Below are 24,896 nucleotides of genomic sequence, written 5' to 3' on the forward strand. Positions count from 1 at the left end.
GTTGACTCGCCCCTAAGATAATTAGGGGTGAGTTTTTTTCATTCTATTGTGTAGGATAGTAAGATGGTAGGAGGTTATGAAAAATGAGACAAAAAAATGCAGGTGAAGGTGCTCCGCCAGCCATATGTGTTCCTTTGGTGGGTACGACCAAAGAAGAAATTGCTGATGAGCTGGCAGAGGTTCTTAACAAAAAGCCGGATATGCTTGAGTGGCGGGCGGACTTCTTCCGGGGCATTGGTGATCAACAAGCAGTATTGGCCATGGTCGCATTTATCACCGGAGCAGCCCCGGATATGCCCGTTATTTTTACGATTCGTTCCGAGCGGGAAGGCGGCCAAGCCATCCATTTGTCCGATAGGGAAGCAATTTCCTTGTGTGCGGCTGTCTGCGTTCATACGGCTATTCGCTATGTGGACTGTGAACTGAGCAATGACCCGGAGCAAATACAGTATCTGCGCGATATAGCACATCAAAACGGGAAAAAGATTATTGCTTCCTTTCATCAGCATCAGTACACGCCGGCGAAAGAGGTTCTCCTGGAAAAGCTGGCTGAAGCGCAGGCAATGGGGCTGGATATCGCTAAAATAGCAGTAATGCCTTGTAGTATGGAAGACGTCATAACCTTACTGTCTGTTAGTTTAGAGGCTAACCGGCAGCTTCGAATACCGATTGTTATCATTGCTATGGGCAAATATGGGGTGATTACCCGCATTGCGGGCGGAATTTTTGGTTCAGCCCTGACTTTTGCCGTGGGCAGCAGCTCTTCCGCCCCTGGACAAATTCCAATTGAAGATCTGCAGGCAATGTTACATGCAATCGAAAAGTCAATGAAATAAGTAAACCGCTATTCTCAAGTACTTTGATGAGAATAGCGGTTTTACTATTACATGTGTGCCACTGGAACCGTGCTCCTGACACAGGAGTGGGTGATGGCTTGTGTGGTAGCGGCGGCAATTGCGGCTCCGATACCGGAACCATCCTTGGCGAGGATGCACTTTACCTGTTCCGACTTACTGCCAAGCAGTTCCTGTAAAGTCGCGGCAACCGCATCGGCATAGCCGGGCAGCTTTTCGTAGAGCGAGCCGTCGATGGCAATGGTATGACGATAGTCTAAGGACGGGTCGATACGTTTGAGAACAGCTGCATAAGTTGCTGCCGCCAGGCGGGCCGAACGTCCGGCTATCAGTTTCGCTGCCGATTGCAGAAGCTGCTGATCGGCAGCAGTAGAGATAAGCTGGCAGTTGTGACTGGCAAGCCATGCCGCCGTTTGGTCAGGTTTATCAGCCGCATACTGCAATACGGCCACATCCTTGCCGGTTAAGCGATGTTCGTTTTGCAAAAAAAGGGGACAGCTGCCGCTAAACAAGACTTCTTGCCGAATCATATCCACTAAAACAAGCCTCAGCAATTCCCCGATATACCGTCCTGAACAACACTTTTCCAGTATTGCTGCACCGGGGCGGGAGCTGGCTTTATCAAGCAAAGTATCGTAGCGGTTTCCGGGGAGCTTATCAAAGTTGCCCGCCTCGATATTGATATACATTGGCTGGGTGTGAGCAAAAGCATCGAGATAACAGGTGTTGTGCCCGGTGCCGCAGATGGAGCCGATGTCCGCACAAACATCCTGATAGGCAGCAGCCATAAGCGCGCTCACGGTATCATTGGCAATCGCGACGGGATGGATATGGAATAAGCTGCGGCTGGATAACGCCTGCCGCAATAGTTCTGCAATGTTTTGCCCCTCGACACCGGCTGTCTGTATTTCTTTTGTCCAATACAGTAAGAACGATTCATTGATGCCTGTTTGCCGGCAAGGAAAAGAAAATGTATGCCCTAACAAATAGGTTTTGTCCGGGCTGGCAATCAGCGCAAGCTGATCGGCAAGAAAACCGAACAGATCTGCTGCAGTCGCTGAGCTGCTGGTATAATCGTAGCCTTTACGCCGATCGGCTAATAATACGTTGTGTCGTGCCAGAATGGTGTACTTTCCCTTTCCGGTAAGTTCGGCAAGCAAGACCCGCACGTTGGTACCGCCAAAGTCAAGTGCTAAAAAAACTCCTTTCTCGCTGCCGTCTGGTTTTGTTAAAAAGGACGGCAGCATGGCCAGGGAACTGGGGCGGCCATTGATACCCTCCTCCATGTCGTGAAGAAAGGCGTCAACAATAGCAGCAAGCTGGGCCGCAGAAAGGGCAAAATCCGCCTGCAATTGCCGCAGGCATTGTTGTACAGCAGACATGAATAGGCGTTCCTCCTTGCTGAAAAATTCCTTATAGAGTGTAGTATACATGATGAGCAGCCGCGAACCCTGTCAGTCAGGAACTTATTTTGTAATCAGCAGGTACTATTTTATAAAAAAGGCAAGAACCTGCTGTTGCAGTGTTCTTGCCTTTTTTTACCGTTTACGGACGGCGGGGCGGTTTATTGCTTTTCGAAAACGCCGGTCTGGTTCCAGGCGGACGTCTTTGGTCAAAGGGTCTGTTATTGTTGTTGGGGCGGTTATGGTTGCGTCTTACTCGGAGCGGCGCTTCTTCGGTAATCTTAACCGGTGTAGTGTCAGGCTCTTTGGTTAACAGCTTTAAAGCTGCTGACAAAAGGGTAACCGAATCAGTGTCTGTTAATAATTCCTCTGCTCTGCCGCGGTAATACTCTAAGTTGCCTTCCTCTACGGCCATCAGCAGATTGTCTACGGCGAGGCGTTGCTGGCCTTCGATTACTTCTGTGACAGAAGGGACCGACATGCGGAGAATCTTACGGTTAGTTAACCGTTCAATGATGCGCAGATGCTCAATTTCGCGGGGAATAACAAATGTTGTCGCTAATCCGCTCTGGCCGGCACGGCCGGTACGGCCCACCCGGTGAACATAGCTTTCCGGATCTTGCGGCATATCATAGTTATAGACATGCGTTACACCGCTGACATCAAGCCCGCGAGCCGCCACATCGGTAGCGACCAGAATGTCGATGGTATTCTCCCGGAATTGACGGATTACGGAATCGCGTTTCGCTTGTGACAAATCGCCATGAATTCCTTCGCTTGAATAGCCGCGCTTTTTAAGCGCTTCCGAGACTTCGTCAACGCGCCGTTTTGTCCGGACGAACACAATTGCCAGCTCAGGTGACTGAATATCAAGCAGACGGCATAATACATCAAATTTTTGCCGGTCTTGCAGCTCAATATAATGCTGTTCAATTAAGGAAACGGTAACTTCTTTTGATTTTACGCTGATAAAGGCAGGGTCCTTTAAAAAGCGCTGGGCGAGATTCTGAATTGGCTTTGGCATAGTAGCTGAAAATAGTAACGTTTGGCGGCTTTCCGGAGTTGTGCTGAGAATTTTTTCAATATCCTCAATAAAACCCATATTCAGCATTTCATCGGCTTCATCCAGCACAACCATCTTGATACCGGCCAAGCGAATGGTGCGGCGTTCCATATGATCCATCAAGCGTCCTGGAGTGGCCACAATAATTTGTGGATTTTTGCGCAGACCTTTTATCTGACGCTGAATGTCCTGACCGCCATAAATAGGCAGAGCCTGTAGGTTGGTGTATTGAGCAATTTTATTTAATTCTTCTGCTACCTGAATGGCAAGTTCACGGGTAGGCGTCAATACAATTCCCTGGGGACCATCCGCAGAGACCCGTACTTTATTCAGCAGCGGAATACCAAAAGCTGCAGTCTTACCTGTTCCTGTTTGAGCCTGTCCTACTAAATCTTTTCCAGCCAGTGCTGAGGGAATGGCTTGCTCTTGAATTGGTGTAGGTTCTTCGAAACCCATATCGTTAAGCGACCGTAAAATGGCGTCACCAATTCCTAATGCTTTAAACTTTTCCAAATGATTCTGTCCTCCTTGTATAACAACTATTATATAGTATCACCTTATATGAAAATTTAATATATATTTCTTGGTATTTTTTTCATTAAAAGGCGAAAACTTGACTTTTTTTATGAAAAAAATTATAATAAGGAGGATCATATGCCATTTAAGCTTTATAAGCCTATCATTAGTAAGAGTAAATACTGCCCCATATTATCTCTTAGTTCTAATGCGTTATTGGTATAGTCGAAGGTAATTGCGGCTGATGACATTGCATAATGTTATGATTACCAATTTTAGAAATACGGAGGATTTACACATGGAGCAGCAGATTAAAAAACTGCTTAATCGCCTGGCCTTTTTAGGTTATGGTTCTTTTGAGATTAAGAGTATTTTTCGGTATGCAGCAGGCAGCGAATGCCTGGATGAGATGAGTTACACCCAACTCAAACGAGTGAAAGCGCATTTGGAAAAATACGAGCAGCTTGGCTCAAATTTTGTAGCTGCATATAGCAAGTAACATTCAAAGACCTGTGCGAAAGCGCAGGTCTTTTCTATATTTAGGATTGTACATGCAGCGGCTCTAGCGGGGTGGAAGTGCATTTTTTCTCGCTGTATAAGCATCAAAGGCGTGGCGAAATTGAATTTTTCCCCAGGCACGCAAATTGGGATCACCGCTGCTCATAATGTCTGTCAATGTTTTCACCATCTCCGCCAATTCGGAGTCTTCTGCAGTAACTGGACTTTGCTGTTTGGCCTCAGTCTGATAGGCTGCGCTGTTTTCTAATATACTTTTCGGCTGAATAGCTGCTGCATTAGTTGTTTCAATTGCGACGTTACCAAGGAGTAACCAGTCAAGGGACACAACATAGTCTGCCGCGATATTGGTTAAATATTTCAGACTTGGCTTGCCGCCAAGCTCTGTCTTTTTCACGTAGGAAGCTGAAACCCCGAGAGTGCTGGCAAAAGCTTCCTGGGTCAGGCGGCCTCGGACAAGCTTCAGGCGTTTTCCAACTTCTTTATAATCCAATGCCATAATCGATACTCCTTGCGTTACTATATGGTGACTAAGGAAGAAAAAGGAATTAAAAACACTTGACTGGTTACCTATAGATGACTATAATGATACTATAAAGGATAGTATCATTAAGTATCTCTTACGCTTGTAGTTAGAGAAGTATTGTTATGCTCTCAAATGCAGAACTTAACTGTTATATCTTCAACGGTTTTGCGCTTTTTCCTTTTTAATATAGGCGTATCCGGAAAGGATTAGGGATAATGCTGTGAGAATTATAATTGATCCGGGCATTTGGAATGATACTTGGAATAAACAGGATACTGTGCTTTCTATTGCGGAGAATTTGTATGATAAACTGCACCGCCGAGGGCATGAAGTGCTGATGACTCACAGCAGAGTAACCAAGGACACTGGCGAACTGTACACCGCTGATTGTGTTGCGGCAAGACAGGGGGATTTTTTTATCGGCCTTTACGCCGCACCTGACCACAACGGAGCTGGTGGGGAAAAGCGTTTTTTTTGCCGTCTGGCCAGTAATGCGAAAGGCGCGGCGGTAAGGCAGGAAATTTGCAAGCGGATTGCCGGGCTTCCCGGGGTTACCGAGATTAATATCTATCCGCTGCGGGTTGCAGAACTTACTGCTGTTCCTGCGGCTGTTGTCATGATCCAGTTTTGTTTTTCGCTTGCCGATGATCCCGTTACGCCTACTGTACTTGCTGAGACAATTGGGGTCTGTATTGCTGAACTCCTATAATTTTCCAACATAGAACAAGACCGGCATTGTTTTTATGCCGGTCTTGAAAGTTCAACAGGATTTTTCCCTGCCTGTGTATAACAATAAGTAGTAAGAAACGGATTAGGTATTTAGCACGAAACGGGGTAATTACTACAATGCAAAGTGATAAGAGAATGTACTTCTCCATGAAGGCGCTGCTCTTTTTTCAAAATAAGCTGCTTATTCTCCAAAAGCAGGACCGCCTGGGAGCAAAACCCTGGGAATTGCCAGGGGGAGGCGTGGAATTCGGCGAAGATCCTCAGGTGGCATTGGCACGTGAGATAGAGGAAGAAACTGGTTTGACGATGGAATTTATCTGTCCGTTGCAAACCTGGCGCTACCAAAAAACAGCGAATGATTATCTCACAGGACTCATATGTTTATGCGAGACACAGGACGATCAAGTCCGTTTGTCGCATGAACACATTGATTACCGTTGGATTGAGGCTCATGAAATTGGTAATTATGCCCTTCATCCTTCGCTCGTTGAGGGGCTGCGCAAAATTGACGCTGCAAAACTATTGCAGGCTTCCCAAAAAATGGCTGATTTCTGCCGCCAACGCCTAATGCCCTGACTGTGTAGTCAGGGTGCCCGGCTGGCTTGCAGAACCTTGGCCAGCTATTGAGGTGAATAATGAAAAACATAAGACGGTGGATTGTAATATTGCTGCTGATTGTATGCAGCATAAACGCCGGTACCGTTGCTGCACAGGCTGCATCGGAAGACGATGAGGCCTATACGATTTATCTGGCAGCAAGTGCCTGCGTGGCAGCTTACAGTGACAGACCAGGGGCCTTGGCTAAGCAGTATCTTACTCAGCAAGGCTGGCAAATTCAGCCCTATGAGCAAAGCAATAAAAATGCGGATGCCCGGTTTTTAGTTATCAAAAATATGAATACTTCTTCGTTGGAAGAATCCTTTTTAATTGCTTTTACCGGAACTGAGACGGTAAAGGATATTAAAACCGATATACTGGCTAATCGGGTTTATTTTGCCGGGCAGACTGTTGAAGAATTTGCGGCAAATGCGGCCAAGAAGAAAATTGCAGCATCGGAGCCTAAAATTCACCGTGGTTTTCATGAATATGTTCAAGCAGCATTAACGACGAAAGTAATAACTACCAGTACCCAGCCGCAGTTATTAAGTGAATGGCTGCTGGCGGATACAAGCCACAAAGTGTATTTGACCGGTCACAGTCTGGGCGGGGCAGTGGCAACTGTAACGGCTGCCAGATTAATCAGCATGGGTGTTAAGCCGGGGCAGATCGAGGTGATTACGTTTGGTGCGCCTGCTGTCGGAAATGATGCGTTTAACCGTCAATTTGAACCGGTTATTGATCTTACGCGAGTGGTAATTTCTGGTGATGTTGTCACAGGGCTCTTGCAATCAGTTGCTGGCGGTTATGCTCAATTTGGCCGTGAAATTTGCTGGGAATCGCCGGACTGGACAAATAAAGGCCCTCATGGTGTTACCGAATACTTGGATTTGGCAATGAAAAATTATTATGATAAGCGCCACTTGGCCCGGAAGGAATCTGCTAATCAGCCGCAAAGGGGAATACCGGCTTTCTTGCCTAAAGCCTACATTGCCCCGGTAAAATACTTTTTGCCTGAGAAGTTCGGCAAAGAGCAGTGGTATATGGAACAGGCCTTATTGGATGAATACGAGCGGATTCTGCCCGGCTGCCTGCCGGAGGTTGAGCCGGAGGAAGCACAGCTGCAGGCCCAAGCAGCTGCTTCCGGTGCCAGATGGCTGATTTTTCCTGAAGTAAGCGCCTATCAGGTGCCGAATGCACAAGGGCTGTATTATCTGACCTTAAGTGAAAGAATGATCGATCTTTCTACGGGTGAGCTGGCGCGGTTAGCTGCTTTTTCAGCAAGCACGAATAATTTGACGCCGCTGGAAGCACTGCTGCACAGTGCCCGCAGCATGAGTGATGACAGGACGGCATGGTTTGTCAAACAGCAGGAGAGTGGGGAGCAGCCTTGAATGTACAGGTTATTGGAACCAAAAAATGCCAGGAAACCCGCAAAACAGAACGTTACTTTAAAGAACGGAAAATTCCGTACCAGTTTGTTGATTTAACGCTTCGCGGCTTAAGCAAAGGTGAGCTGGACAAAGTAAAAAGTGCAGTAGGCTTAGAGAGTCTGATGGACAAAACCGGGAAAGAATATGCCAAGCGTAATCTGCAATATCTGGTGCATAACGTAGAAGAACAGCTGCTGGCATATCCTGCGCTGCTAAAAACACCGATCGTGCGCAACGGCGCTAAGGCTACCATAGGCTATTGTCCGGCTGTCTGGCAAGAGTGGCAGCAAAAGGAGTGAAGGGTTTGAACGGGACGGAACGAAAAAATATAAGACCCGGCAGCAGAGTGAGGATTGTCCGGAAAGAACACCAGCGAACCGGACAATTGACCGAAGGGATTGTAAAAGATCTGCTTACCAATAGCGCTGTTCATCACCGGGGGATTAAGGTTCGCCTTGACAGCGGGATTGTCGGGCGGGTGCAGGAAATACTGGATTAACTATCCAGTATTTCCTTGAGATCGGCAGCAAATAGTCCGCTTTGTACTGCACAAACCGGACCGGTCATGAAGATATGTCCATCGTGCCTGATTTTTACCTGGATAACTCCACCAGGCATGAGCACATTGACTTCCTGATCCACTAAGCCAAGCCTATAGGCTGCACCGGCAGCTGCGCAGCTGCTGCTGCCGGAGGCCAGTGTATAACCGGCACCGCGTTCCCAGATTTCGATCTGAATGGTACGACGGTCAATGATGTTTAAAAATTGTACATTTGTCCGGTTAGGGAATCGACTGTGTTGTTCAATGACCGGACCCAGTTCTAAGACTGTTTCTGTCGATAATGCATCGCAAAGGACTACGCAGTGCGGGTTGCCGATCGATAAACTGGTAATTTGCAGTGGCTGGTTATTGATCACGAGCTGTTCGTTTACGGCAAAAAAGCTTATCGTGCCCATATCTATCTTTATCTGTCGGCCTTTGTTATCCAGCAGTTCAACTTGAACAGTGCCCCCCGCTGTTTTTAACGTGAATTCTTTTTCAGAAATATAGCGCTGGTCAAGGAGATAGCGAGCAAATATCCTAAGACCATTGCCGCTTTTTTCGGCCTCGCTGCCATCGGGATTAAAAATACGCAGACTCATACGCTGACTCATGGAGTCATTCTGAAAAAAAGGTCCGTATAAAATCCCATCCGAGCCAATGCCGAAGTTCCGGTGACAAATGAGCCGGATGTTTTTTTCTGTTAAGGTTATATTGCTTTTATTAGGATCAATGACAAGATAATCATTGCCTAAAGCATGATATTTATAATAATCTGCATACATGGATACCGCCTCCCGCATAAAAGGATACATTCAGTATGTGCCTTATGAGGCAGATTTTCATTGCATAATCTGCACAAAAGATTGCAAAAGATGCTATTGACGGGGAATGATGAAATGGAGCAAGAAAATATTGATGCAGAACAAAGAGGCTGTTTGAACCGTGATTTTCATTTTTTTAACTTGCAAGATACACAGACTATGAAATTTGAGCCTCATTTTCATGATTTCTGTAAAATAGTCTTATTTCTTTCCGGCAATGTAACTTATTTTATTGAGGGAACAGGGTATACCTTAAAACCGGGGGATATCCTGCTGATTAACCAATTTGCAATTCATAAAACGGTTATTGAAGGCAACGTACCTTATAAGCGGATGATTATGTGGTTTCGTCCGGAATATCTCGATAAATTTAACCAACCGGACTGCAACCTGCTGCAATGCTTTGCGCTTGCTTCCCGGCATAAATGCAATTTGCTGCGCTTTTCTTTTCCGCTGCAGCAAAAATTACAAGGACTTTTTGGCGAGCTTGCTGACAGCTGTGAGAAATGGAACTTTGGTAATGCCGTTCTCTGTACGTCTCTACTCCTGCAAATTCTTGTTTATCTGAATCGCGTAACGGAGCAGCTGCCGGCCAGTATGACGTATATTGACAGGGAATATGATGAGATGATCGACAGGGTGATTGCACATATTGATGCTAACTTGACCGAAGAATTAACGATAGAAAAATTGGCTTCCCAGTTTTACCTGAGCAAATATTATCTAATGCGAAAATTTAAATACTACACCGGCTACAGCATACATCGGTATGTATTATATAAAAGGCTGTTGGCAGCACATCAATTGCTGAAAAAGGGAACACCTGTCATGAATGCCTGCCTGGAAAGCGGTTTTCATGATTATGCTAATTTTGCCAGGGCATTTAAGAAAATGTATGGATACTCGCCGAAACACTGCCAGGTTTAAAATTTTATTTGGAGCCAACGGCTGTATAAGATTATTGCCGGGAAATTAAAAACTGACATATAATGCTTCTCCAGTAACCAACTACCAAAGAGGGTGTTGAGGACGGTTTAAAACCGGTCTTCAACACCCTCTTTGGTTTCACTACAAATCTTCTCTAAGCTGGGAGTAGATACGCAGGTGGTGCTCTTCATCGAGAATAATCCTCTCCAGCACCGGACGAATGCAGGGATCGTTGATTTGGCGCAGGCGGCTGCGGTAATTGCGGATAGCATCGGCTTCGTGCTGAATATTACAGGCCAGCTTATCATAAATAGTACCGCCATAATAGACATACTTAGAACTCCAGAAGTGCATGGCGCCACAATCAGGGAAATGGACGACGGGTGCCTTTCCCAGAAGCTGGATTGTTTTTCCCAGCATTTCAAAATGATGCATTTCGACTATGGCGATGTGCCGGGCGGCATCAGCAATGGCAGGATAGCTGGGCTGCAGGGAAATGTAATGATAAATATATTGATTGATGGCTGTTAATTCACCTGAAAAACCGGCATAATCCTGCAAAAGCAAAGCTGCATAGCGTGCGTTTTCGCAGGTCACACGAACTTCCGGATAAGGCTCGGCGAGGGAATAGGGCGATTTGGCATGAGAATGGTCGCTGCGTTCCTCTTTCATAACAGGCCACTTCTCCTTTTGTGCATAAAATAACAGTACCTGAGACTAATACTATGTTAGTCCCAGGTAGTACATTCGCATTTCGCCTGCTTTGGTAATAAATTTATCATTTTTGCAATACAAATAGTTTTTTCGCAAATACTAGACGATAAGGAGGAGTGGGCAATGAAAAATAAATTGTACAGGCATACAAAAAGGCGTTACAAAAAATTGGCGGCTGCTTTGGCGAGTGCAGCTGTTTTGGTGACTGCTGCTATTCCCGGTCTTACCGGACACATCCAGGCAGCGGCAGATCCGAATCCAACACCGGATACAGCGGCACCGCACGTGGCACATCTGAATTCATCGCCGCAGCTTTCCCCGATTGCAGCAGCAAATTCCTCGCCGGAGGCAAATGCCAAGCAAGTACTTGATGTTAAGGCGACAGCTTATGCACCCGGACCGCACGATAATGATCAGTGGGGAAATAAAACATTTTTAGGAACGCAAGTCCGTCCGGGAGTCATTGCCGTAGATCCGAATGTCATTCCTATTGGCTCGAATGTAATGATTAAATATCCCGATGGTACCAAAGAATATGCTGTGGCGGAAGATACAGGCGGTGCTATAAAAGGAAACCGGATCGATGTGGCAAAGTGGACCGTAAAGGAAGCGGAAAAATTCGGGATAAAAAGAGTGAAAGTTTATGTCTTGAAAGATAATCCCCAGCAAACATCAGCGCCGACTTTTCAGGCGTAAGTTTCAGCAGTCTGCCAATAAGGCCGGGCATAAGGCGGCATAATAATAATGGCGCTCCTTTTCGTAAGTTAACATAACGTTATAGTGCTGGCAGTAAGATAAGTCCCGGTCAAAGTAACTGCACATTTCACAATCTTCGATAATGTAACCTGCATCGCGGGCCATTTTAGCAATCCGGAATTGGCCGCCCAGCAAAAATTGCAACCGGCCTATATTAAAATAGCGTGTATTTTCCAAGTTAGTTTGATATTTTTCGGTCAGCAGCAAACCGATGTCGGCGAGAATCAGTTCGATGATTTGATCAGGATCTGACGATGTGGACAGGATGTTTGCTGTGTCGTTTTGGTCGACGGTATTTTTGTCTTCGAATCCCATATGCCTCTCCAATAAATGAAATCAATTTGTTACTATTCTTTCTCTCATTTGCTGCGTTATCCTGCTGTATGGCAGCTGGATTCAACCTTGAAGGAGTAACTTTTTGCACTTTGGCTAAAAAAGTTGTAATCGGCTTACGTCGGATACAACTTTTTTATTTACTGCCAAGAGGAAAAAACAACCACTTACAGAAATAGGCATTGATTAGCTGTACTAATGAATTAACACTACAAACGCTGCTACGACAGCTTAAATCTGTACTGTGAGTTTTTCAGTGGCATACTATAGAACAGATCAATTTTGGCACATAAGGCAGTTAAGGGAGGCATAGTGTGATGAAACGGGAAATTCTCATCCTGAAGGGCAATATAGTATTTACACAGCAGCCGGACCGGTTTGATGTTTACGAAAATGGCTGTCTCATTTGTTGTAATGGGGTTATTGAGCAGATCAGCTCAACCATACCGGACGAGTATAAAAACTGTGAAGTGAAAAATTATGGGAGTGACTTGATTATTCCTGGTTTCGTGGACTTGCATACTCATGCCTCGCAGTTTAATCAGCGAGGGCTGGGGCTGGATTTACAATTGCTGGAGTGGTTGGAGGAATATACATTTAGAGAGGAAAGCCGCTTCTGTGATCTTAGCTATGCTGCAGCCGTTTACGCGGCGTTTGCCGAGGAGTTGATAAGGCAGGGCACTACCAGGGTGGTAGTATTCGCTACCATTCACAAGGAAAGCTGCCGGCTGTTAATTGATATTCTTACCCAAAAAGGGATTGGTGCTTATGTCGGCAAAGTTAATATGGACAGTAATTGTCCTGATGTTTTGAAGGAAGATACGGAGCAGTCGATAAAAGATACGGAGGAGCTGATTCAAAATTGGGGTGATAATCCGCTGGTTAAACCAATTATTACACCCCGCTTTGCGCCTACCAGCAGCAAGCGGCTCTTAGCAGAGCTAGGCAAGCTGGCTGTAAAGTACATGCTGCCTGTTCAGACGCATCTGTCGGAAAATAAAAATGAAATTGAGTGGGTCGCAGAATTGTTTCCAGAGCAGCGCGAGTATCACCGGGTTTATGCACATTACCAGTTATTTGGGCAGACTCCTACGTTGATGGCTCATTGTGTTCATGTTACTGATAGCTGCATCAACGATATACATAAGCATCACGTTACCGCAGTCCATTGTCCGGACTCGAACTTAAATTTGGCAAGCGGCATAATGTCTGCCCGTAAATTGCTTGATGCCGGTGTGCAAGTAGGCCTGGGGACGGATATCGGGGCCGGGCACAGTCTGTCGATGCCGCAAACAATTGTAAAAGCCATTCAACTATCGAAAGTAATCCAAAATCCGGCATATACAAGGCCGTTGACGCTTGCAGAGGTTTTTTATATGGCCACTAAAGGGGGAGGACAGTTTTTTGGCAAAGTAGGCAGCTTTGAACCGGGATATGCCTGCGATGCGCTGGTTATTCATACCGGCATGGCTCCGGGAGCAGGTTTGACTTCCCTGGAAAGGCTGCAACAGTTCATTTATACCGGTGACAGTGGAAATATTGCGGCCCGATATATTAATGGCAGAGAAATAAATAGTGCTGCCCATTAGCAGCAAAAACGGTATAATGTACTTAGTGAAGAGGATAGCTGAAAAATTCATTGAATTAGGTGGTACATACGTACATATATCTTGAGCCAGCGTTATATGACCGATTTTCCTGTGAAATGTGCGGCACCTGCTGTCGTAATGAATGGCTGGTAACTTTGAATGAAGACAGCTATTACCGCAACAAACAGTTGTTTACTGTTAGCGGCAGGAGTCAAGAGTTTGAGCAGGCCTTTATCCGGCTAAGCAACGGCTGCCGGGATGAATATGCCTTTATTGCGAAACAACAAGGCGAAGGGGGCTGCTGGTTTTTAGACAGCACCAATTATTGCCGGCTTCACCGGGAAGCTGGCCATGAGCATTTAGACAGTGTTTGCCAAATATATCCCCGCTACCCTATTCATACATCGCGCGGCATGGAACTGACTCTCAGCTACAGCTGCCCGGCTGTTTTGAAATTAATGGTTCAAAACAATGCACCGCTCACCATTACCCGGTCCGAACAGCCTCCCAAGAATATGGCGTTTGATACGTATGCGGCGCAGGTTTTTCCTCGTCAGCAGCCCAAGCGCAGTCCGCTCCGGTATTATTTTGAATTGGAGCAGCATGTTATTGACATTTTGCAAAGCCGTTGTTTGACAATCCAAGAACGGTTACTCTTTTTACAAACAGTGGTTGGCGAAATACTCGAAGCTGCCAAGTCGGATGAGCTTGACCGGCTGCTGCAGCAAATCTTTTTCCGCAACTATCAATTTCTGGATGAGAAAACGGCTTTGCAGCAGGCTGAGCAATCAGGCAAGCCGGAAGAGACTGCCGCCGATATTCTGCTGGAGCATTTTTTAGTGAACCTGGTTTTCAAAAAGGTAGGGTTTTTATATGGACTAAAAAGCATGGTGCGCTTGCTGCAGCTGGCCTGTCAGTATACTGCAGCGGCACAGCAGGAAGTATCCGGAACGTCTGCAAAACTTGCCCGTACGGAAGCGGCGATTGTTCATTTGGAAATCCAATACAGTCATAATCGCAAAGCGTTATTCAATATGGTAAACAAGCAGGAGGAGAAACCATGACTGCCCTTACAATGAAGCAATGCCGCGAAATCACAGACTGGATAATCGATACGACTGGTAAGGACGGCGGGCAGCCGGTGGCCATTGCTATCTGTGACGGTGAAGGATTTTTACTTTCTTTAGTTAAAATGGATGAGGTTCCTACCAAAAGTGTTCATTTTGCTCAGCATAAAGCCTATACGGCTGCCCGGATGCAGACTGCCACAGATGCTTTTTTAGCCAGGCTGCAGCGGGAACAACTGGATATTCAATACTTCTGTGATCCTAAACTGGCAGCATTGCCTGGTGGTGCTCCTATATACGCGCCTAGCGGCAAGCTAGTGGGTTCTGTCGGGATAAGCGGACGGCCTTCACAGGAAGATCAGGAACTGGCAAATGCTGCCGCACAGAGAATTCTGTTTTGAAAATAAAAATCTTTTTTAGATGAAGGAACTGGACTGAAGGCAGAGAAACTAGTAGCAGCGTGAAAAAAAGGGGCTGAAGCAATGGATATCTTTGAAAATGTGGCTGTTGTCAAAAAAGCAAATGTGTACTTCGATGGAAAGGTTACCAGCCGGACGGTGCTTTTTGCTGATGGCAGCAAAAAGACGCTGGGGATTATGCTGCCGGGGGATTATGAGTTTGGCACTGATGCTGCTGAAATCATGGAAATCCTGGATGGTGTTCTGGATGTCCTCCTGCCGGGCGCAACAGTCTGGCAAACGTTTCAAGGCGGACAGTCGTTTGCTGTTCCCGCAAAATCCCGCTTTGCCTTAAAAGTAAAGCAAACAGCCGATTATTGCTGCAGCTACGAAGCATAAGAGAAAACAGAGCTTAGGCCGGTGTCAACCTGATCCGGACTAAGCTCTGTTTTGTTCGGTTATAGCATTTCATCCAGGCCTTTTTCAAGCGCTTTGGCATATGTGCTCTCATTAGCTGTTTCCGGTGAGACAATAGATTGGTTGATTTGTTCGCGTGAAACGGCATTATCACCGGCACTCATAGCATATTCGCTTGCATAGGACGCTGGTTTGCCTTTTTTGCTCATCTTTCACCTCCTGACAATAGTTTGTGACTAACTAGGAAAAACTTGCATTCCCGAGATACTGATCTATGGTATAATGATCAAAACGCAAGAATGCCTGAAACGGAGTACAGTTTGATGAACAAACAAACAATGCGGCGATATGGCCTCGGCATGGTTAGTGCAGTGGCGATGGTAATGCTCTGGACTGCTGTCAGCTTATCCCAATCAAGCATTGAAGACAGGATCGTAACCGTCCCTCATCCAGTATTGCGTCAACAGGCCGTGCCGATTCGGGCCGACGATGAAGAAACGCTACAGCTGCTGCAAGAAATGGCTGAATATTTGGAAGACGGTGTTTTGCCGAAAGGCGGTATTTCCTTGCCGCAGGTAGCTGTTGCGAAACGCGGTTTTGTTGCAATGATTGATGATGAAGCGGTTATCATGATCAATCCCACTATTGTGCTGACCGGTGAGGAAGTACCCAGTTTGGAAGGATGTCTCAGCATACCCAGCACTTTTCGGTATGTAACAAGGAATTCTGCGGTTGCAGTTGAATATCATGATGAGGACTGGCTGCGCCAAACTTTGCATCTTGAGGACCTGGAAGCATTTATTGTTCAGCATGAAAACGATCATCTGAATGGCATATTAATTATTGATAAATTAGTTGCTGAGGCTCCTGAACGAAGCAGAGACCCCGATATGCCGTTGGAATAATCAGCAGCGGGAGAATTCGGAGGGAATTACGTGAAACTTTTTATCTGGGTTCATGACCGTACATTTCACAGCTGGAGTATGATGAATGAGCCGTCTCTGCATGAAGCCATGTACAGCCGGGCGGCGGCAGTCGTTGTTGCAGAATCGGAACAAGCGGCAATTGACTTGCTGCTGCTAAAAGACAGCGGCTGGCGGCGGGAAGATTTAGAGCGCCTGCGGCCACAAGTGATTGAAGGAAAAACGGCACAAGTTGTATATAGTCATATTCAGTGAGAAAAAGGGGGGGCGCAACGCGGCCCCCTTTTTACGTTTAGCTTTGCGGCATAAACGTATACCAGCTGAGTGCTGTTCCTTCTGGCGTGATAAAGCTGACATGAACAGGCTTCGTAAAGTCAACGGCATTTTTGTTAATCGGAACATAATCATACAGCTTGCTGGCGGTAAGCGATGCTCCTGTTAAGGTGGGACTTTTTGTTCGTACCGTAATAAACAGGGAGTTGCCTGACTGGCTTACTTTTTCAATTCCAATGCCGTAACCATTATAGGCTACTGTACCGAGATTGGCGTAAAATACCATTTGGCGGTTATAGTTAATGCTGGATAGCGAACGCAGTACTTCATCGGGCAATGTTACGGAATCACCCAGGCGCGGGTCGCGGGTGAAAATTCCGAAGTGCATATTGGTAGGATAATCTCTTTCATTCCACTTCCAGCCGCTGAAGTCTTTGGTCTGGAAAAGGACTTTTTGATTAGACGGGTCGACTACCGGGGCGGCAATGACCGTCTTTTGAGTAAACATGCTGGCTGGAATATAGGTAGCCGGATAATTCATATTGCCAATACCGCGAATAGTGGTAATTACCCAGCTGGAGCCATTCCGTTCCAAATCTACTTTAAAGGTTTGTCCGCCTGCATGATGGACTTGAACGGTTGCTTTGTTCGTTGTTTTTGACAACAACGTAAAGGAATCCCGGTAGACATCAAAACCATAGCGGGCGGCGTTAGCTTTTACAATGGTTACCGGATTGGCCGTTGTGTGATCCCGGTCGCCTCTGTCGCTGATCTTGGTAATTTGTTGGACTTTCCATTCGCCGGAAGAATCGGCGTTTAATTTAATGCGGTATTCCTTACCGTCGTCGGTACGCATAATGACTGTTGCTTCCGTCTTAGTACTTGACTGTAAGGAAAAATCAGCACCATGGGTATCGTAACCACGGGCGGCAGCCTGTTCTCTGGCTGCTTTGACAGGTGAGGTAGCAGGTTTAGGCTTAGGTGCTTCTTCTTTTGGATCAGGCCGTTTCTCTCTATCCGGTTTCTTGGTAGTGCTTGTATCCGTAACAGGTGCCTTGGCAGTGGTTTGCTGAGCCTCAGTAGTTGCAGTCGTATTTTCGCCCGCAGCTGGAGTGAGGGCATTTTGGACCGAAGCAGCAGATACCATGGGAAGCATAGCGCTGGACATAACCGCAGCACCTGCCATAGCCGCGACAATGCGTTTATATTTCTTTTTCAGTGCCTTACGGCGAGTATTTTGTCTCATTGTTGTTCTCCTTTCGCACAGTTGATTATTATATTGTCGGCAGGATACGCACTGTCAATTCAGGGAGTTTTTGCCAGGAAAGCGGATAGCGGGCCATAGCGGGGAAGTTCTTTTTGACAGTTAGGGCAAGTCTAAGCTAGAATGAAAAGAGTTTAGGATGAGAGTAAATCTTTAATCAAAAGAAAAGCAGGAGTAGGATATATGAGTGTATTAACGGTTGAAAATGTTACACATGGCTTTGGTGCCCGCCAGATATTAGAGAATGCTTCTTTCCGACTGCTCAAAGGCGAGCACGTAGGGCTGATCGGCGCTAATGGTGAGGGGAAATCAACGTTTTTAAATATTATCACCGGGCAGCTGGCGCCGGACGAGGGAAAAGTAGAATGGTCCAACCGGGTAACGGTAGGGTATCTGGATCAGCATGCGATATTAACAAAAGGGAAAAGTATTCGTGATGTACTGCGGGAAGCCTTTCAGCACATGTTTGACTTAGAAGCGGAAATGCTGGGAATTTACGATAAAATGGCGGATGCTGACCCAGAGGCAATGGAAAGCATGCTGGCCGATGTTGGTGAGATCCAGGACATGCTGGAAACCAGCGGATTTTATACACTTGATGCTAAAATCGAAGAGGTTGCCAATGGTTTGGGCTTAGGCGACATTGGGCTGGATAAAGATGTTACGGACTTAAGCGGTGGTCAGCGTACGAAAGTCCTGCTCACCAAGCTGCTGCTGCAGAACCCAACCATTCTTATCCTGGACGAACCAACGAATTATCTAGATTTTGAACATATTGAATGGCTGAAACGATATTTAATTAACTATGAGAACAGCTTTATTCTTGTATCTCATGACATAGGCTTCTTAAATGCGGTCATTAACGTTATTTATCATGTGGAGAATACGATATTGACCCGCTATACCGGCGATTATGAGCAGTTCCAGCAAATGTATGCAACCCGCAAAAGCCAGGAGCTGAGGGCATATGAACGGCAGCAGCAGGAAGTGGAGCGGCTGGAGGATTTTATTGCCCGCAATAAGGCGCGGGTGGCAACCCGTGGTATGGCTAACAGCCGGCAAAAGCGCTTAGAGAAGATGGAGATGCTGGAAAAACCGCGTGAAAAACTAAAGCCCACCTTCCAGTTCCGGGAGGCCCGGACACCAAGCCGTTTTATTGTCGAAGGTATTGATTTGGTGCTGGGCTATGACGAGGCCCTGACCCGACCGGTGAATGTAACACTGGAAAGGGGACAAAAGATTGCCATCCGGGGTGTCAACGGGTTAGGAAAGTCAACCTTGCTTAAAACTTTATTAGGAAAAATTTCGCCTTTATCGGGGAAAGTAATATTGGGGGATTATTTGTCTCCCGGATATTTCGAGCAGGAATCCAGCCGTAACAACAGCAATACTGCCTTGGAAGAAGTATGGAATGAATATCCCGGTATGACAAATTTTGAAGTCCGGGCGGCATTAGCCCGCTGCGGTTTAACCAATGAGCATATTACCAGTCAAATGATGGTGTTAAGCGGCGGTGAGAATGCCAAAGTCCGCCTGTGCAAGCTTATGCAGCAGGACTTTAACTGGCTGGTACTGGACGAACCGACGAATCACTTGGATGTGGATGCCAAAGAGGAATTGAAAAGAGCTTTGCGGGAATTTAAAGGAACCGTACTTTTGGTGTCGCATGAACCTGATTTTTATGAAGACTGGGTTACGGCCATCTGGAATGTAGAGGACTGGACAACCAAAATTGTATAAGCGTGCCGCAAGCGCGCATGCAGGAGGCGGTTATCATGCAGTCTAAACTTGATTTGACTCAGGTTTTGGCGCGGCTAAAGCAAGTTGTTATGGCCGTTGGGGCAATGCAAAAAGCAAATTTGGGGAGGCAAAATCTAACGATAGCCACTAAGTCGACGGGGATTGATTTAGTGACAGAAATTGACCGGCAATCGGAACAGACGATTATTGCTTTTTTGCAGGAACATTATCCGGATCACAGCATTCTGGCGGAAGAGTCGGGATTGACTGCGCACGTTTCCGATTATACCTGGATTATTGATCCGCTTGACGGCACTACGAACTATGCTCAGGGTTTACCTGTTTTTGCAATTTCTGTTGCCCTTCAATACAGGCAGGAGACAGTACTGGCACTTGTATATGCCCCGGTAATTGATCAGCTGTTTACAGCAATTAAAGGTCAGGGGGCTTATCTTAATGGCCGAAGAATTACTGTTTCCACAAAAACGGAATTGATCGACTGCGTTTTAGCTACAGGCTTTCCGTACGACATTGCTACCCATCCGGCTAATAATATCCCGTATTTCAGCCATATTGTGGTTCAGGCCCGGGCCGTCCGGCGGCTGGGAGCTGCAGCCTACGATCTGGCTTGTGTGGCAGCCGGACTCTTTGACGGTTATTGGGAAATGCAACTGGCTCCGTGGGATGCGGCAGCCGGTATTCTGCTCGTAAAAGAAGCGGGCGGGCAAGTGGTTCACTTCAGGCAGGACCGGGGAGTATCTATTATTGCGGCCAATACGGTAATTTGCAGCATACTGGAGGAACAGATTCGGCAAATCAGCTGAAAGGCGGGCTGCTGTTCGGCGTATTTCAGTCTGCGAAGTAAAGTGAGGGATAATAGATGGTCGATGAACAAAAGGCCCGGCAGGCAATTGCACTGCTGCTGGAAGCCCTAGGAGATAAGGCTGCTCGCGAAGGTCTGGAGGATACCCCCCGGCGTGTCGCTCAGATGTATGCTGAGCTGTTTAGCGGCTTGGAGCAGGATGCGGAACAGGAACTGGAGTGTTTTTCCTCTGATGAATATGACGGCATGGTATTGGTAAAAGATATTTCCTTTTATTCGATGTGTGAGCATCACTTAATACCCTTCTTTGGCAAGGCACATATTGCCTATATACCTCAAGCTGGCAGGATTACCGGCTTGGGCCGGCTGGCAAAAGTTGTGGATATTTTTGCCCACCGGCCGCAGCTGCAGGAACGCCTGACGGCACAAGTAGCGGATGCAATGGAAAACAAACTGAAACCTGCCGGTGTAATGGTTGTTGTCGAAGCAGAGCATTTATGCATGTCCATGCGGGGAGTGTTGAAGCCGGGAGCACTTACGACTACCCTGGCGGTACGGGGTGTATTTGCTGACGACCAGGCTGCCCGGGCTGAAGTACTGGCGCTGATTAAGAGGTGACAAACGAAAATGAAAAGTACGAGAACGTATCACTGGGCTGACCGTGAGCTGGAAGTTGGTCGACGTACGCTGGTTATGGGCATTGTGAACGTTACGCCCGATTCTTTTTCTGATGGAGGCTGCTTCCGGCAAGTGGAGGCGGCTGTCCGTCATGCCCATCAGCTGATTGCTGATGGGGCGGATATACTTGATATTGGCGGTGAATCAACCCGCCCTTATGGGAATAATCAACCTGTTTCTGCTGAAGAGGAAATGGAGCGGGTTTTACCTGTGCTGGAGCGGCTTCTTCGGGAAGTGGCTGTACCAATATCTCTCGATACTTATAAGCCTGAAACAGCAGAGGCGGCGCTTAAACTGGGTGTTCATATGATCAATGATGTCTGGGGCTTGCAAAAAGATCCGGCGATGGCAGCCATCGTTGCTAAATATCAGGTGCCAGTCATTGTTATGCATAATCAGGCTCAGCCTGGCTATCAGGATTTACTCGCAGAAGTAAGCGCCTTTTTACTCAAGAGTATTCAGATTGCCGGTCAGGCCGGAATTGATAAAAAAAATATTATTATCGATCCGGGAATCGGTTTTGGTAAAACCCGGACTGATAATTTACGCTTGATTCGCCACCTGGAGCAGTTGAAAGCTCTGGAGTGCCCAATTTTACTGGGCACCTCCCGGAAAGCCTTTATTGGCACGACGCTGGGAGGACTTTTGCCTGGTGAACGTGTGGAAGGAACAGCGGCTACGGTAGCGGTGGGAATTGCGAACGGTGCCGACATCGTTCGCGTCCATGATGTGAAGGAAATGGCACGGGTTGCACGCATGACCGATGCCTTGATCCGGGAGGAGTTAGGATAATGGCAGATTTGGACAGCATTCGTTTGCATAATATGATTTTTTTTGGATATCATGGTGTGCTGGAGGCGGAGCAGCTCATTGGCCAGCGGTTTATGCTGGATGCTGTTTTATGCCGTGACCTCCAGCCTGCCGGACAGTCCGATGATTTACGGGATACAGTAAATTATGCTGAAGTTTATGCAATAATTAAAGAACACGTAGAGAAAAGGCGCTACAATTTGCTTGAAGGATTGGCAGAAGCAATTGCACAAGCCATATTGACGCAATTTTCTATAAAAAAAGTCAAGATAACGGTTCGCAAGCCTTCAGCTCCGGTAGCCGGTATTTTTGATTATGTGGAGATCTCTATTGTGAGAGAAAAAAGACAATGATCAACTGCTACATAGGTTTAGGGTCTAATATGGGAGACCGGGAATGGTATTTGCGGCAAGCCGTCGCCCGTCTTGCTGAGCTAGACGGGATATGCATCAGCCAGGTTTCCTCAATTTATGTAACAGAGCCTGTTGGTTATACGGAGCAACCTGCCTTTTTGAATGCGGTTGCGGCTGTTCGGACAACTTTGACGGCAGAGCAGCTGCTTGCGGCATGCATGAAAGTTGAGCAGTCGCTGGCGCGAAAACGGGATTTGCGTTGGGGGCCGAGGACGATTGATCTGGATATTCTGCTGTATGGTGATCGTCATATCTGTACTCAGGATCTGACCGTTCCCCATCCGCGCCTAATGGAGCGGCTCTTTGTGCTCATACCGCTGCTGGAAATCGCACCGGACGTGGCTCTGAATGGAAAAAGCCTCGAACAATGCCGCCAGGAAATGGGTGATGACCGGGCAGTGCGATTATACCGCCCCTGGCATAAACAGCAAGGGGAGTAAAAAGAGGGGGATGGCAATGGACAAAGCTCTGGCGGGTATTAAGATTATTGACTTATCCAGGTTGTTAACCGGACCTTACTGCACCATGACGCTGGCTGACCTAGGGGCAGATGTAATTAAAGTAGAGGTGCCCGGCCGTGGCGATGATGCCCGGCTGTTTGGGCCTTTTTCTAATGGTGAGAGTGGTTACTTTATGACCCTAAATCGCAATAAACGGAGCATAACACTGGATTTACGTGCTGCCGAAGGCCAGGAAGTCTTGCGGGATTTAATAAAAGATGCCGATGTTGTGCTGGAAAATTTCACTATCGGCACAATGGATAAGTGGGGACTCGGTTATGAAGAATTGCGAAAAGTCAACTCCCGGCTTATTTATGCCTCTATAACTGGATTCGGGCAATACGGGCCTTATGCCGAGCGTGTAGCTTTTGACGCGATTGCCCAGGCGATGGGCGGGTTAATGAGTATTACCGGAACTCCTGATACTCCAACTCGTGTAGGTACCTCGCTGGGCGATATTAATGCCGGCAACTTCATGAGCATTGGTATATTGGCAGCGCTTGTCCAGCGGGGCCGTACCGGCTTGGGCCAGCGAATCGATATTTCTATGCAGGATTGTATTTTCTCCATTTTGGAAAACGCGGTTGTTCGTTATACGATGACAGGTCAAAATCCGGTGAGGATTGGCAGCCGTCATGCCAGTGTAGCGCCGTATGATGTATTTCAGGCTAGCGATGGTTATGTGATTATTGCCTGTGCCAATGAAGCTACATGGCAGCGCTTGTGTAAAGCGATGGGGAAACCGGAACTAATCGAAGATACACGCTTTTTGTTAAATGACAACCGGTCAACAAATATTACGGAATTAAGTACTATTATTAATGGCTGGACAGGACAATTTACAATGCAGGAAATTTTGCAGGTACTTCAGCGTCATGCCGTTCCGGGAGCGCCGATTCTGACGATCGCCGATTTGGCTGTCGATCCGCACATATTGGCGCGTAATATGCTGATTGAAGTGGATCATCCCGTTGCCGGTAAAATCCGCATTCCTGGTAATCCGATAAAACTCAGTGATTCTGTGGACAAGGTTCAAAGGCCTGCTCCGGTGCTTGGCCAGCATTCGGAAGAAGTTTTGCAGCAATTGGGCTATTCGGCCGAGCGCATTGCCGGACTCAAGAACAAGCATATTATCTAGCTAAAAGCTCCGTACCGCGGGTACGGAGCTTTTTTTACTGGTAAAGAAAACAGGATTTTGGCTATTTTCAGCGAAAAATCAGATAACGGCAGTCGTTGATAAGTCTGGCGGACAGAAAGGGAGCAAAAACAATGAAACTCTTGCTGGTTGATGATGAAGAGCTTAGCATGGCCTATCTGAAGGAAGTAGTTAAGCCATGGGGATATGAAGTAATCACTGCTTCTGATGGCCGGCAGGCATGGGGATTGCTGGAAAATGAACAGGAACCTGTATTGGCGGTTGTAGACTGGGTAATGCCTGGTATGGATGGCATTGAATTGTGCCGGCGCATTAGAGACCGTGCCCAAGGGAACCTGATTTATGTTATTATGCTCACGGTACGCAGTGATAAAGAAGGCCTTGTTCTGGCGCTTAATTCGGGGGCGGATGATTACATCAGTAAACCTTTTTATGCCGAGGAACTGAAGAGCCGGCTGCAGGTTGGCCGACGGATGCTGGAGTATCAATATACCCTGTCCTGTCTCACCGATGAATTGATTCAAGCCAACCAGGAGCTCCACCGGATGGTGGCAATCGATGGTTTGACGGGAATTCCTAACCGACGTCATTTCGAAGAACGGTATAAGGAAGAATGGCGCCGTGCAGTGCGGGATGGGATTCCGCTGGCAGTGATTATGATTGATATTGATTATTTTAAGAAATACAATGATTTTTACGGTCATATCGCTGGTGACAACTGTCTTAAGCAAGTTGCGCAAGTATTGTCGGAAACGATTAGCAGGGCCGGGGACTTAGTTGCTCGCTGCGGCGGCGAAGAATTTGTAGTTTTGCTGCCGAATACAGATAGTGTGGGAGCGGTTGTTGTTGCCGAGGCCCTGCGATCGGCGGTCAACAGACTGGCATTGGCCCATTGCGGCTCATCTTCGCAACTGCTGAGTATTAGTCTGGGAGTGGCAGCAGGCCTTCCGCAGCAAGGCGACAATTCAGCAGAATTGCTCAAAAAAGCGGACCGCGCATTGTATCAGGCAAAAGCGGCAGGGCGCAATAATGTGCGCATATATTGTGAATAACACCGGCTCCGTACCGGTATAAGCGTCTGGTGCGGTTTTGAGATATAAACTGGTTCCAGGC

General features: G+C 47.0%; 31 protein-coding genes and 1 other annotated feature (1 of these 32 running past the window's edge). Of the genes, 23 read left to right on the forward strand and 8 right to left on the reverse strand.

Annotated elements, in window-relative coordinates:
• Positions 1-17: a binding site (T-box leader), on the forward strand; it begins 229 nt to the left of the window's first position.
• Between the two features lie 66 nt (positions 18-83).
• Complete coding sequence (aroD, locus tag EV210_RS07325; RefSeq protein WP_132077862.1) at positions 84-836, forward strand: type I 3-dehydroquinate dehydratase; 753 nt, start codon at positions 84-86, stop codon at positions 834-836.
• A 47-nt stretch (positions 837-883) separates the two neighbouring features.
• Here the strand turns inward: aroD and EV210_RS07330 are convergent, their stop codons facing one another.
• Both EV210_RS07330 and cshA read right to left on the reverse strand, forming a co-directional pair.
• Positions 884-2,236: a hexokinase family protein gene (locus tag EV210_RS07330; protein WP_165898825.1), complete on the reverse strand. Its 1,353-nt coding sequence runs from the start codon at positions 2,234-2,236 to the stop codon at positions 884-886.
• A 163-nt stretch (positions 2,237-2,399) separates the two neighbouring features.
• Entirely contained in the window at positions 2,400-3,833 is a 1,434-nt protein-coding gene (gene cshA, locus EV210_RS07335) for a degradosome RNA helicase CshA (protein ID WP_279388495.1), read from the reverse strand.
• A 301-nt stretch (positions 3,834-4,134) separates the two neighbouring features.
• Between cshA and EV210_RS07340 the strand changes: the two genes are divergently transcribed.
• Complete coding sequence (locus EV210_RS07340; RefSeq protein ID WP_132077868.1) at positions 4,135-4,335, forward strand: hypothetical protein; 201 nt, start codon at positions 4,135-4,137, stop codon at positions 4,333-4,335.
• 63 nt (positions 4,336-4,398) lie between these two features.
• Here EV210_RS07340 and EV210_RS07345 read toward each other — a convergent pair whose 3' ends face one another.
• On the reverse strand, positions 4,399-4,851 hold the full coding sequence (locus tag EV210_RS07345) for a helix-turn-helix domain-containing protein (protein ID WP_132077871.1): 453 nt from the start codon (positions 4,849-4,851) through the stop codon (positions 4,399-4,401).
• A 247-nt stretch (positions 4,852-5,098) separates the two neighbouring features.
• Here EV210_RS07345 and EV210_RS07350 point away from each other — a divergent pair, with 247 nt between their 5' ends.
• The 5 genes from EV210_RS07350 to EV210_RS07370 all read left to right on the forward strand — a co-directional run bounded on the left by EV210_RS07350 (position 5,099) and on the right by EV210_RS07370 (position 8,136).
• Positions 5,099-5,587: an N-acetylmuramoyl-L-alanine amidase CwlD gene (locus tag EV210_RS07350; RefSeq protein WP_132077874.1), complete on the forward strand. Its 489-nt coding sequence runs from the start codon at positions 5,099-5,101 to the stop codon at positions 5,585-5,587.
• Between the two features lie 137 nt (positions 5,588-5,724).
• Entirely contained in the window at positions 5,725-6,183 is a 459-nt protein-coding gene (locus tag EV210_RS07355) for an NUDIX domain-containing protein (protein ID WP_132077877.1), read from the forward strand.
• A 59-nt stretch (positions 6,184-6,242) separates the two neighbouring features.
• Positions 6,243-7,598, forward strand: coding sequence for a lipase family protein (locus tag EV210_RS07360; protein ID WP_132077880.1), 1,356 nt, complete (start codon positions 6,243-6,245; stop codon positions 7,596-7,598).
• Positions 7,595-7,936, forward strand: a complete 342-nt coding sequence (locus EV210_RS07365; RefSeq protein ID WP_132077883.1) for an arsenate reductase family protein — start codon at positions 7,595-7,597, stop codon at positions 7,934-7,936. The genes EV210_RS07360 and EV210_RS07365 overlap by 4 nt, the downstream gene beginning before the upstream one ends.
• 5 nt (positions 7,937-7,941) lie before the next feature.
• Complete coding sequence (locus EV210_RS07370; protein WP_132077886.1) at positions 7,942-8,136, forward strand: YwbE family protein; 195 nt, start codon at positions 7,942-7,944, stop codon at positions 8,134-8,136.
• Here the strand turns inward: EV210_RS07370 and dapF are convergent.
• Positions 8,133-8,963 carry a diaminopimelate epimerase gene (gene dapF, locus EV210_RS07375; protein ID WP_132077889.1) on the reverse strand — a complete coding sequence of 277 codons (831 nt, stop codon included), beginning with the start codon at positions 8,961-8,963 and terminating at the stop codon, positions 8,133-8,135. The genes EV210_RS07370 and dapF overlap by 4 nt on opposite strands.
• A 114-nt stretch (positions 8,964-9,077) precedes the next feature.
• On the opposite strand from dapF, the gene EV210_RS07380 reads away from it, so the two are divergent.
• Positions 9,078-9,929, forward strand: coding sequence for an AraC family transcriptional regulator (locus tag EV210_RS07380; protein WP_165898826.1), 852 nt, complete (start codon positions 9,078-9,080; stop codon positions 9,927-9,929).
• Between the two features lie 141 nt (positions 9,930-10,070).
• Here EV210_RS07380 and EV210_RS07385 read toward each other — a convergent pair whose 3' ends face one another.
• Positions 10,071-10,601: a ferritin-like domain-containing protein gene (locus EV210_RS07385; protein ID WP_132077896.1), complete on the reverse strand. Its 531-nt coding sequence runs from the start codon at positions 10,599-10,601 to the stop codon at positions 10,071-10,073.
• 165 nt (positions 10,602-10,766) lie between these two features.
• Here EV210_RS07385 and EV210_RS07390 point away from each other — a divergent pair, with 165 nt between their 5' ends.
• Positions 10,767-11,339 (forward strand): 3D domain-containing protein, encoded by a 573-nt coding sequence (locus EV210_RS07390; protein WP_132077899.1) that lies wholly within the window; start codon positions 10,767-10,769, stop codon positions 11,337-11,339.
• Positions 11,340-11,342: 3 nt separating this feature from the next.
• Here the strand turns inward: EV210_RS07390 and EV210_RS07395 are convergent, their stop codons facing one another.
• Complete coding sequence (locus EV210_RS07395) at positions 11,343-11,714, reverse strand: hypothetical protein (protein ID WP_132077902.1); 372 nt, start codon at positions 11,712-11,714, stop codon at positions 11,343-11,345.
• Positions 11,715-12,049: 335 nt separating this feature from the next.
• On the opposite strand from EV210_RS07395, the gene guaD reads away from it, so the two are divergent.
• The 4 genes from guaD to ppnP all read left to right on the forward strand — a co-directional run bounded on the left by guaD (position 12,050) and on the right by ppnP (position 15,185).
• Entirely contained in the window at positions 12,050-13,321 is a 1,272-nt protein-coding gene (guaD, locus tag EV210_RS07400) for a guanine deaminase (RefSeq protein WP_132078295.1), read from the forward strand.
• Positions 13,322-13,380: 59 nt separating this feature from the next.
• Positions 13,381-14,385, forward strand: a complete 1,005-nt coding sequence (gene fliB / locus EV210_RS07405) for a flagellin lysine-N-methylase (protein WP_279388496.1) — start codon at positions 13,381-13,383, stop codon at positions 14,383-14,385.
• Positions 14,382-14,789, forward strand: coding sequence for a GlcG/HbpS family heme-binding protein (locus EV210_RS07410; RefSeq protein ID WP_132077905.1), 408 nt, complete (start codon positions 14,382-14,384; stop codon positions 14,787-14,789). Before fliB ends, EV210_RS07410 begins: the two co-directional genes overlap by 4 nt.
• An 81-nt stretch (positions 14,790-14,870) precedes the next feature.
• Positions 14,871-15,185, forward strand: a complete 315-nt coding sequence (gene ppnP, locus EV210_RS07415; protein WP_132077908.1) for a pyrimidine/purine nucleoside phosphorylase — start codon at positions 14,871-14,873, stop codon at positions 15,183-15,185.
• Positions 15,186-15,244: 59 nt separating this feature from the next.
• Here ppnP and EV210_RS22565 read toward each other — a convergent pair whose 3' ends face one another.
• Complete coding sequence (locus EV210_RS22565; RefSeq protein ID WP_165898827.1) at positions 15,245-15,412, reverse strand: hypothetical protein; 168 nt, start codon at positions 15,410-15,412, stop codon at positions 15,245-15,247.
• Positions 15,413-15,526: 114 nt separating this feature from the next.
• Here EV210_RS22565 and EV210_RS07420 point away from each other — a divergent pair, with 114 nt between their 5' ends.
• Together EV210_RS07420 and EV210_RS07425 are read left to right on the forward strand one after the other, a co-directional pair.
• Positions 15,527-16,108, forward strand: a complete 582-nt coding sequence (locus EV210_RS07420) for a peptide deformylase (RefSeq protein WP_165898828.1) — start codon at positions 15,527-15,529, stop codon at positions 16,106-16,108.
• 30 nt (positions 16,109-16,138) lie between these two features.
• Positions 16,139-16,381, forward strand: coding sequence for a hypothetical protein (locus tag EV210_RS07425; RefSeq protein WP_132077913.1), 243 nt, complete (start codon positions 16,139-16,141; stop codon positions 16,379-16,381).
• A gap of 37 nt (positions 16,382-16,418) precedes the next feature.
• Here the strand turns inward: EV210_RS07425 and EV210_RS07430 are convergent, their stop codons facing one another.
• Positions 16,419-17,645 carry a hypothetical protein gene (locus EV210_RS07430; protein WP_132077916.1) on the reverse strand — a complete coding sequence of 409 codons (1,227 nt, stop codon included), beginning with the start codon at positions 17,643-17,645 and terminating at the stop codon, positions 16,419-16,421.
• A 201-nt stretch (positions 17,646-17,846) separates the two neighbouring features.
• Between EV210_RS07430 and EV210_RS07435 the strand changes: the two genes are divergently transcribed.
• The 8 genes from EV210_RS07435 to EV210_RS07470 all read left to right on the forward strand — a co-directional run bounded on the left by EV210_RS07435 (position 17,847) and on the right by EV210_RS07470 (position 24,835).
• Complete coding sequence (locus EV210_RS07435) at positions 17,847-19,403, forward strand: ABC-F family ATP-binding cassette domain-containing protein (protein WP_132077919.1); 1,557 nt, start codon at positions 17,847-17,849, stop codon at positions 19,401-19,403.
• A 35-nt stretch (positions 19,404-19,438) separates the two neighbouring features.
• Complete coding sequence (locus tag EV210_RS07440; RefSeq protein WP_132077922.1) at positions 19,439-20,227, forward strand: inositol monophosphatase family protein; 789 nt, start codon at positions 19,439-19,441, stop codon at positions 20,225-20,227.
• A 56-nt stretch (positions 20,228-20,283) separates the two neighbouring features.
• Complete coding sequence (folE, locus tag EV210_RS07445; protein ID WP_132077925.1) at positions 20,284-20,844, forward strand: GTP cyclohydrolase I FolE; 561 nt, start codon at positions 20,284-20,286, stop codon at positions 20,842-20,844.
• Positions 20,845-20,853: 9 nt separating this feature from the next.
• The gene (gene folP / locus EV210_RS07450; RefSeq protein ID WP_132077928.1) at positions 20,854-21,696 is read left to right on the forward strand and encodes a dihydropteroate synthase; all 843 of its coding nucleotides are present in this window, start codon (positions 20,854-20,856) and stop codon (positions 21,694-21,696) included.
• On the forward strand, positions 21,696-22,067 hold the full coding sequence (gene folB, locus EV210_RS07455; protein ID WP_132077931.1) for a dihydroneopterin aldolase: 372 nt from the start codon (positions 21,696-21,698) through the stop codon (positions 22,065-22,067). Before folP ends, folB begins: the two co-directional genes overlap by 1 nt.
• Entirely contained in the window at positions 22,064-22,567 is a 504-nt protein-coding gene (folK, locus tag EV210_RS07460; protein WP_132077934.1) for a 2-amino-4-hydroxy-6-hydroxymethyldihydropteridine diphosphokinase, read from the forward strand. Before folB ends, folK begins: the two co-directional genes overlap by 4 nt.
• Before the next feature lie 16 nt (positions 22,568-22,583).
• Complete coding sequence (locus EV210_RS07465; protein ID WP_132077937.1) at positions 22,584-23,765, forward strand: CaiB/BaiF CoA transferase family protein; 1,182 nt, start codon at positions 22,584-22,586, stop codon at positions 23,763-23,765.
• Positions 23,766-23,896: 131 nt separating this feature from the next.
• Positions 23,897-24,835 (forward strand): GGDEF domain-containing response regulator, encoded by a 939-nt coding sequence (locus EV210_RS07470; protein WP_132077940.1) that lies wholly within the window; start codon positions 23,897-23,899, stop codon positions 24,833-24,835.
• Positions 24,836-24,896 lie beyond the last annotated feature (61 nt).

This window comes from Anaerospora hongkongensis, from assembly GCF_004339805.1.
Classification (GTDB): Bacteria; Bacillota; Negativicutes; order Sporomusales; family DSM-15969; genus Anaerospora; species Anaerospora hongkongensis.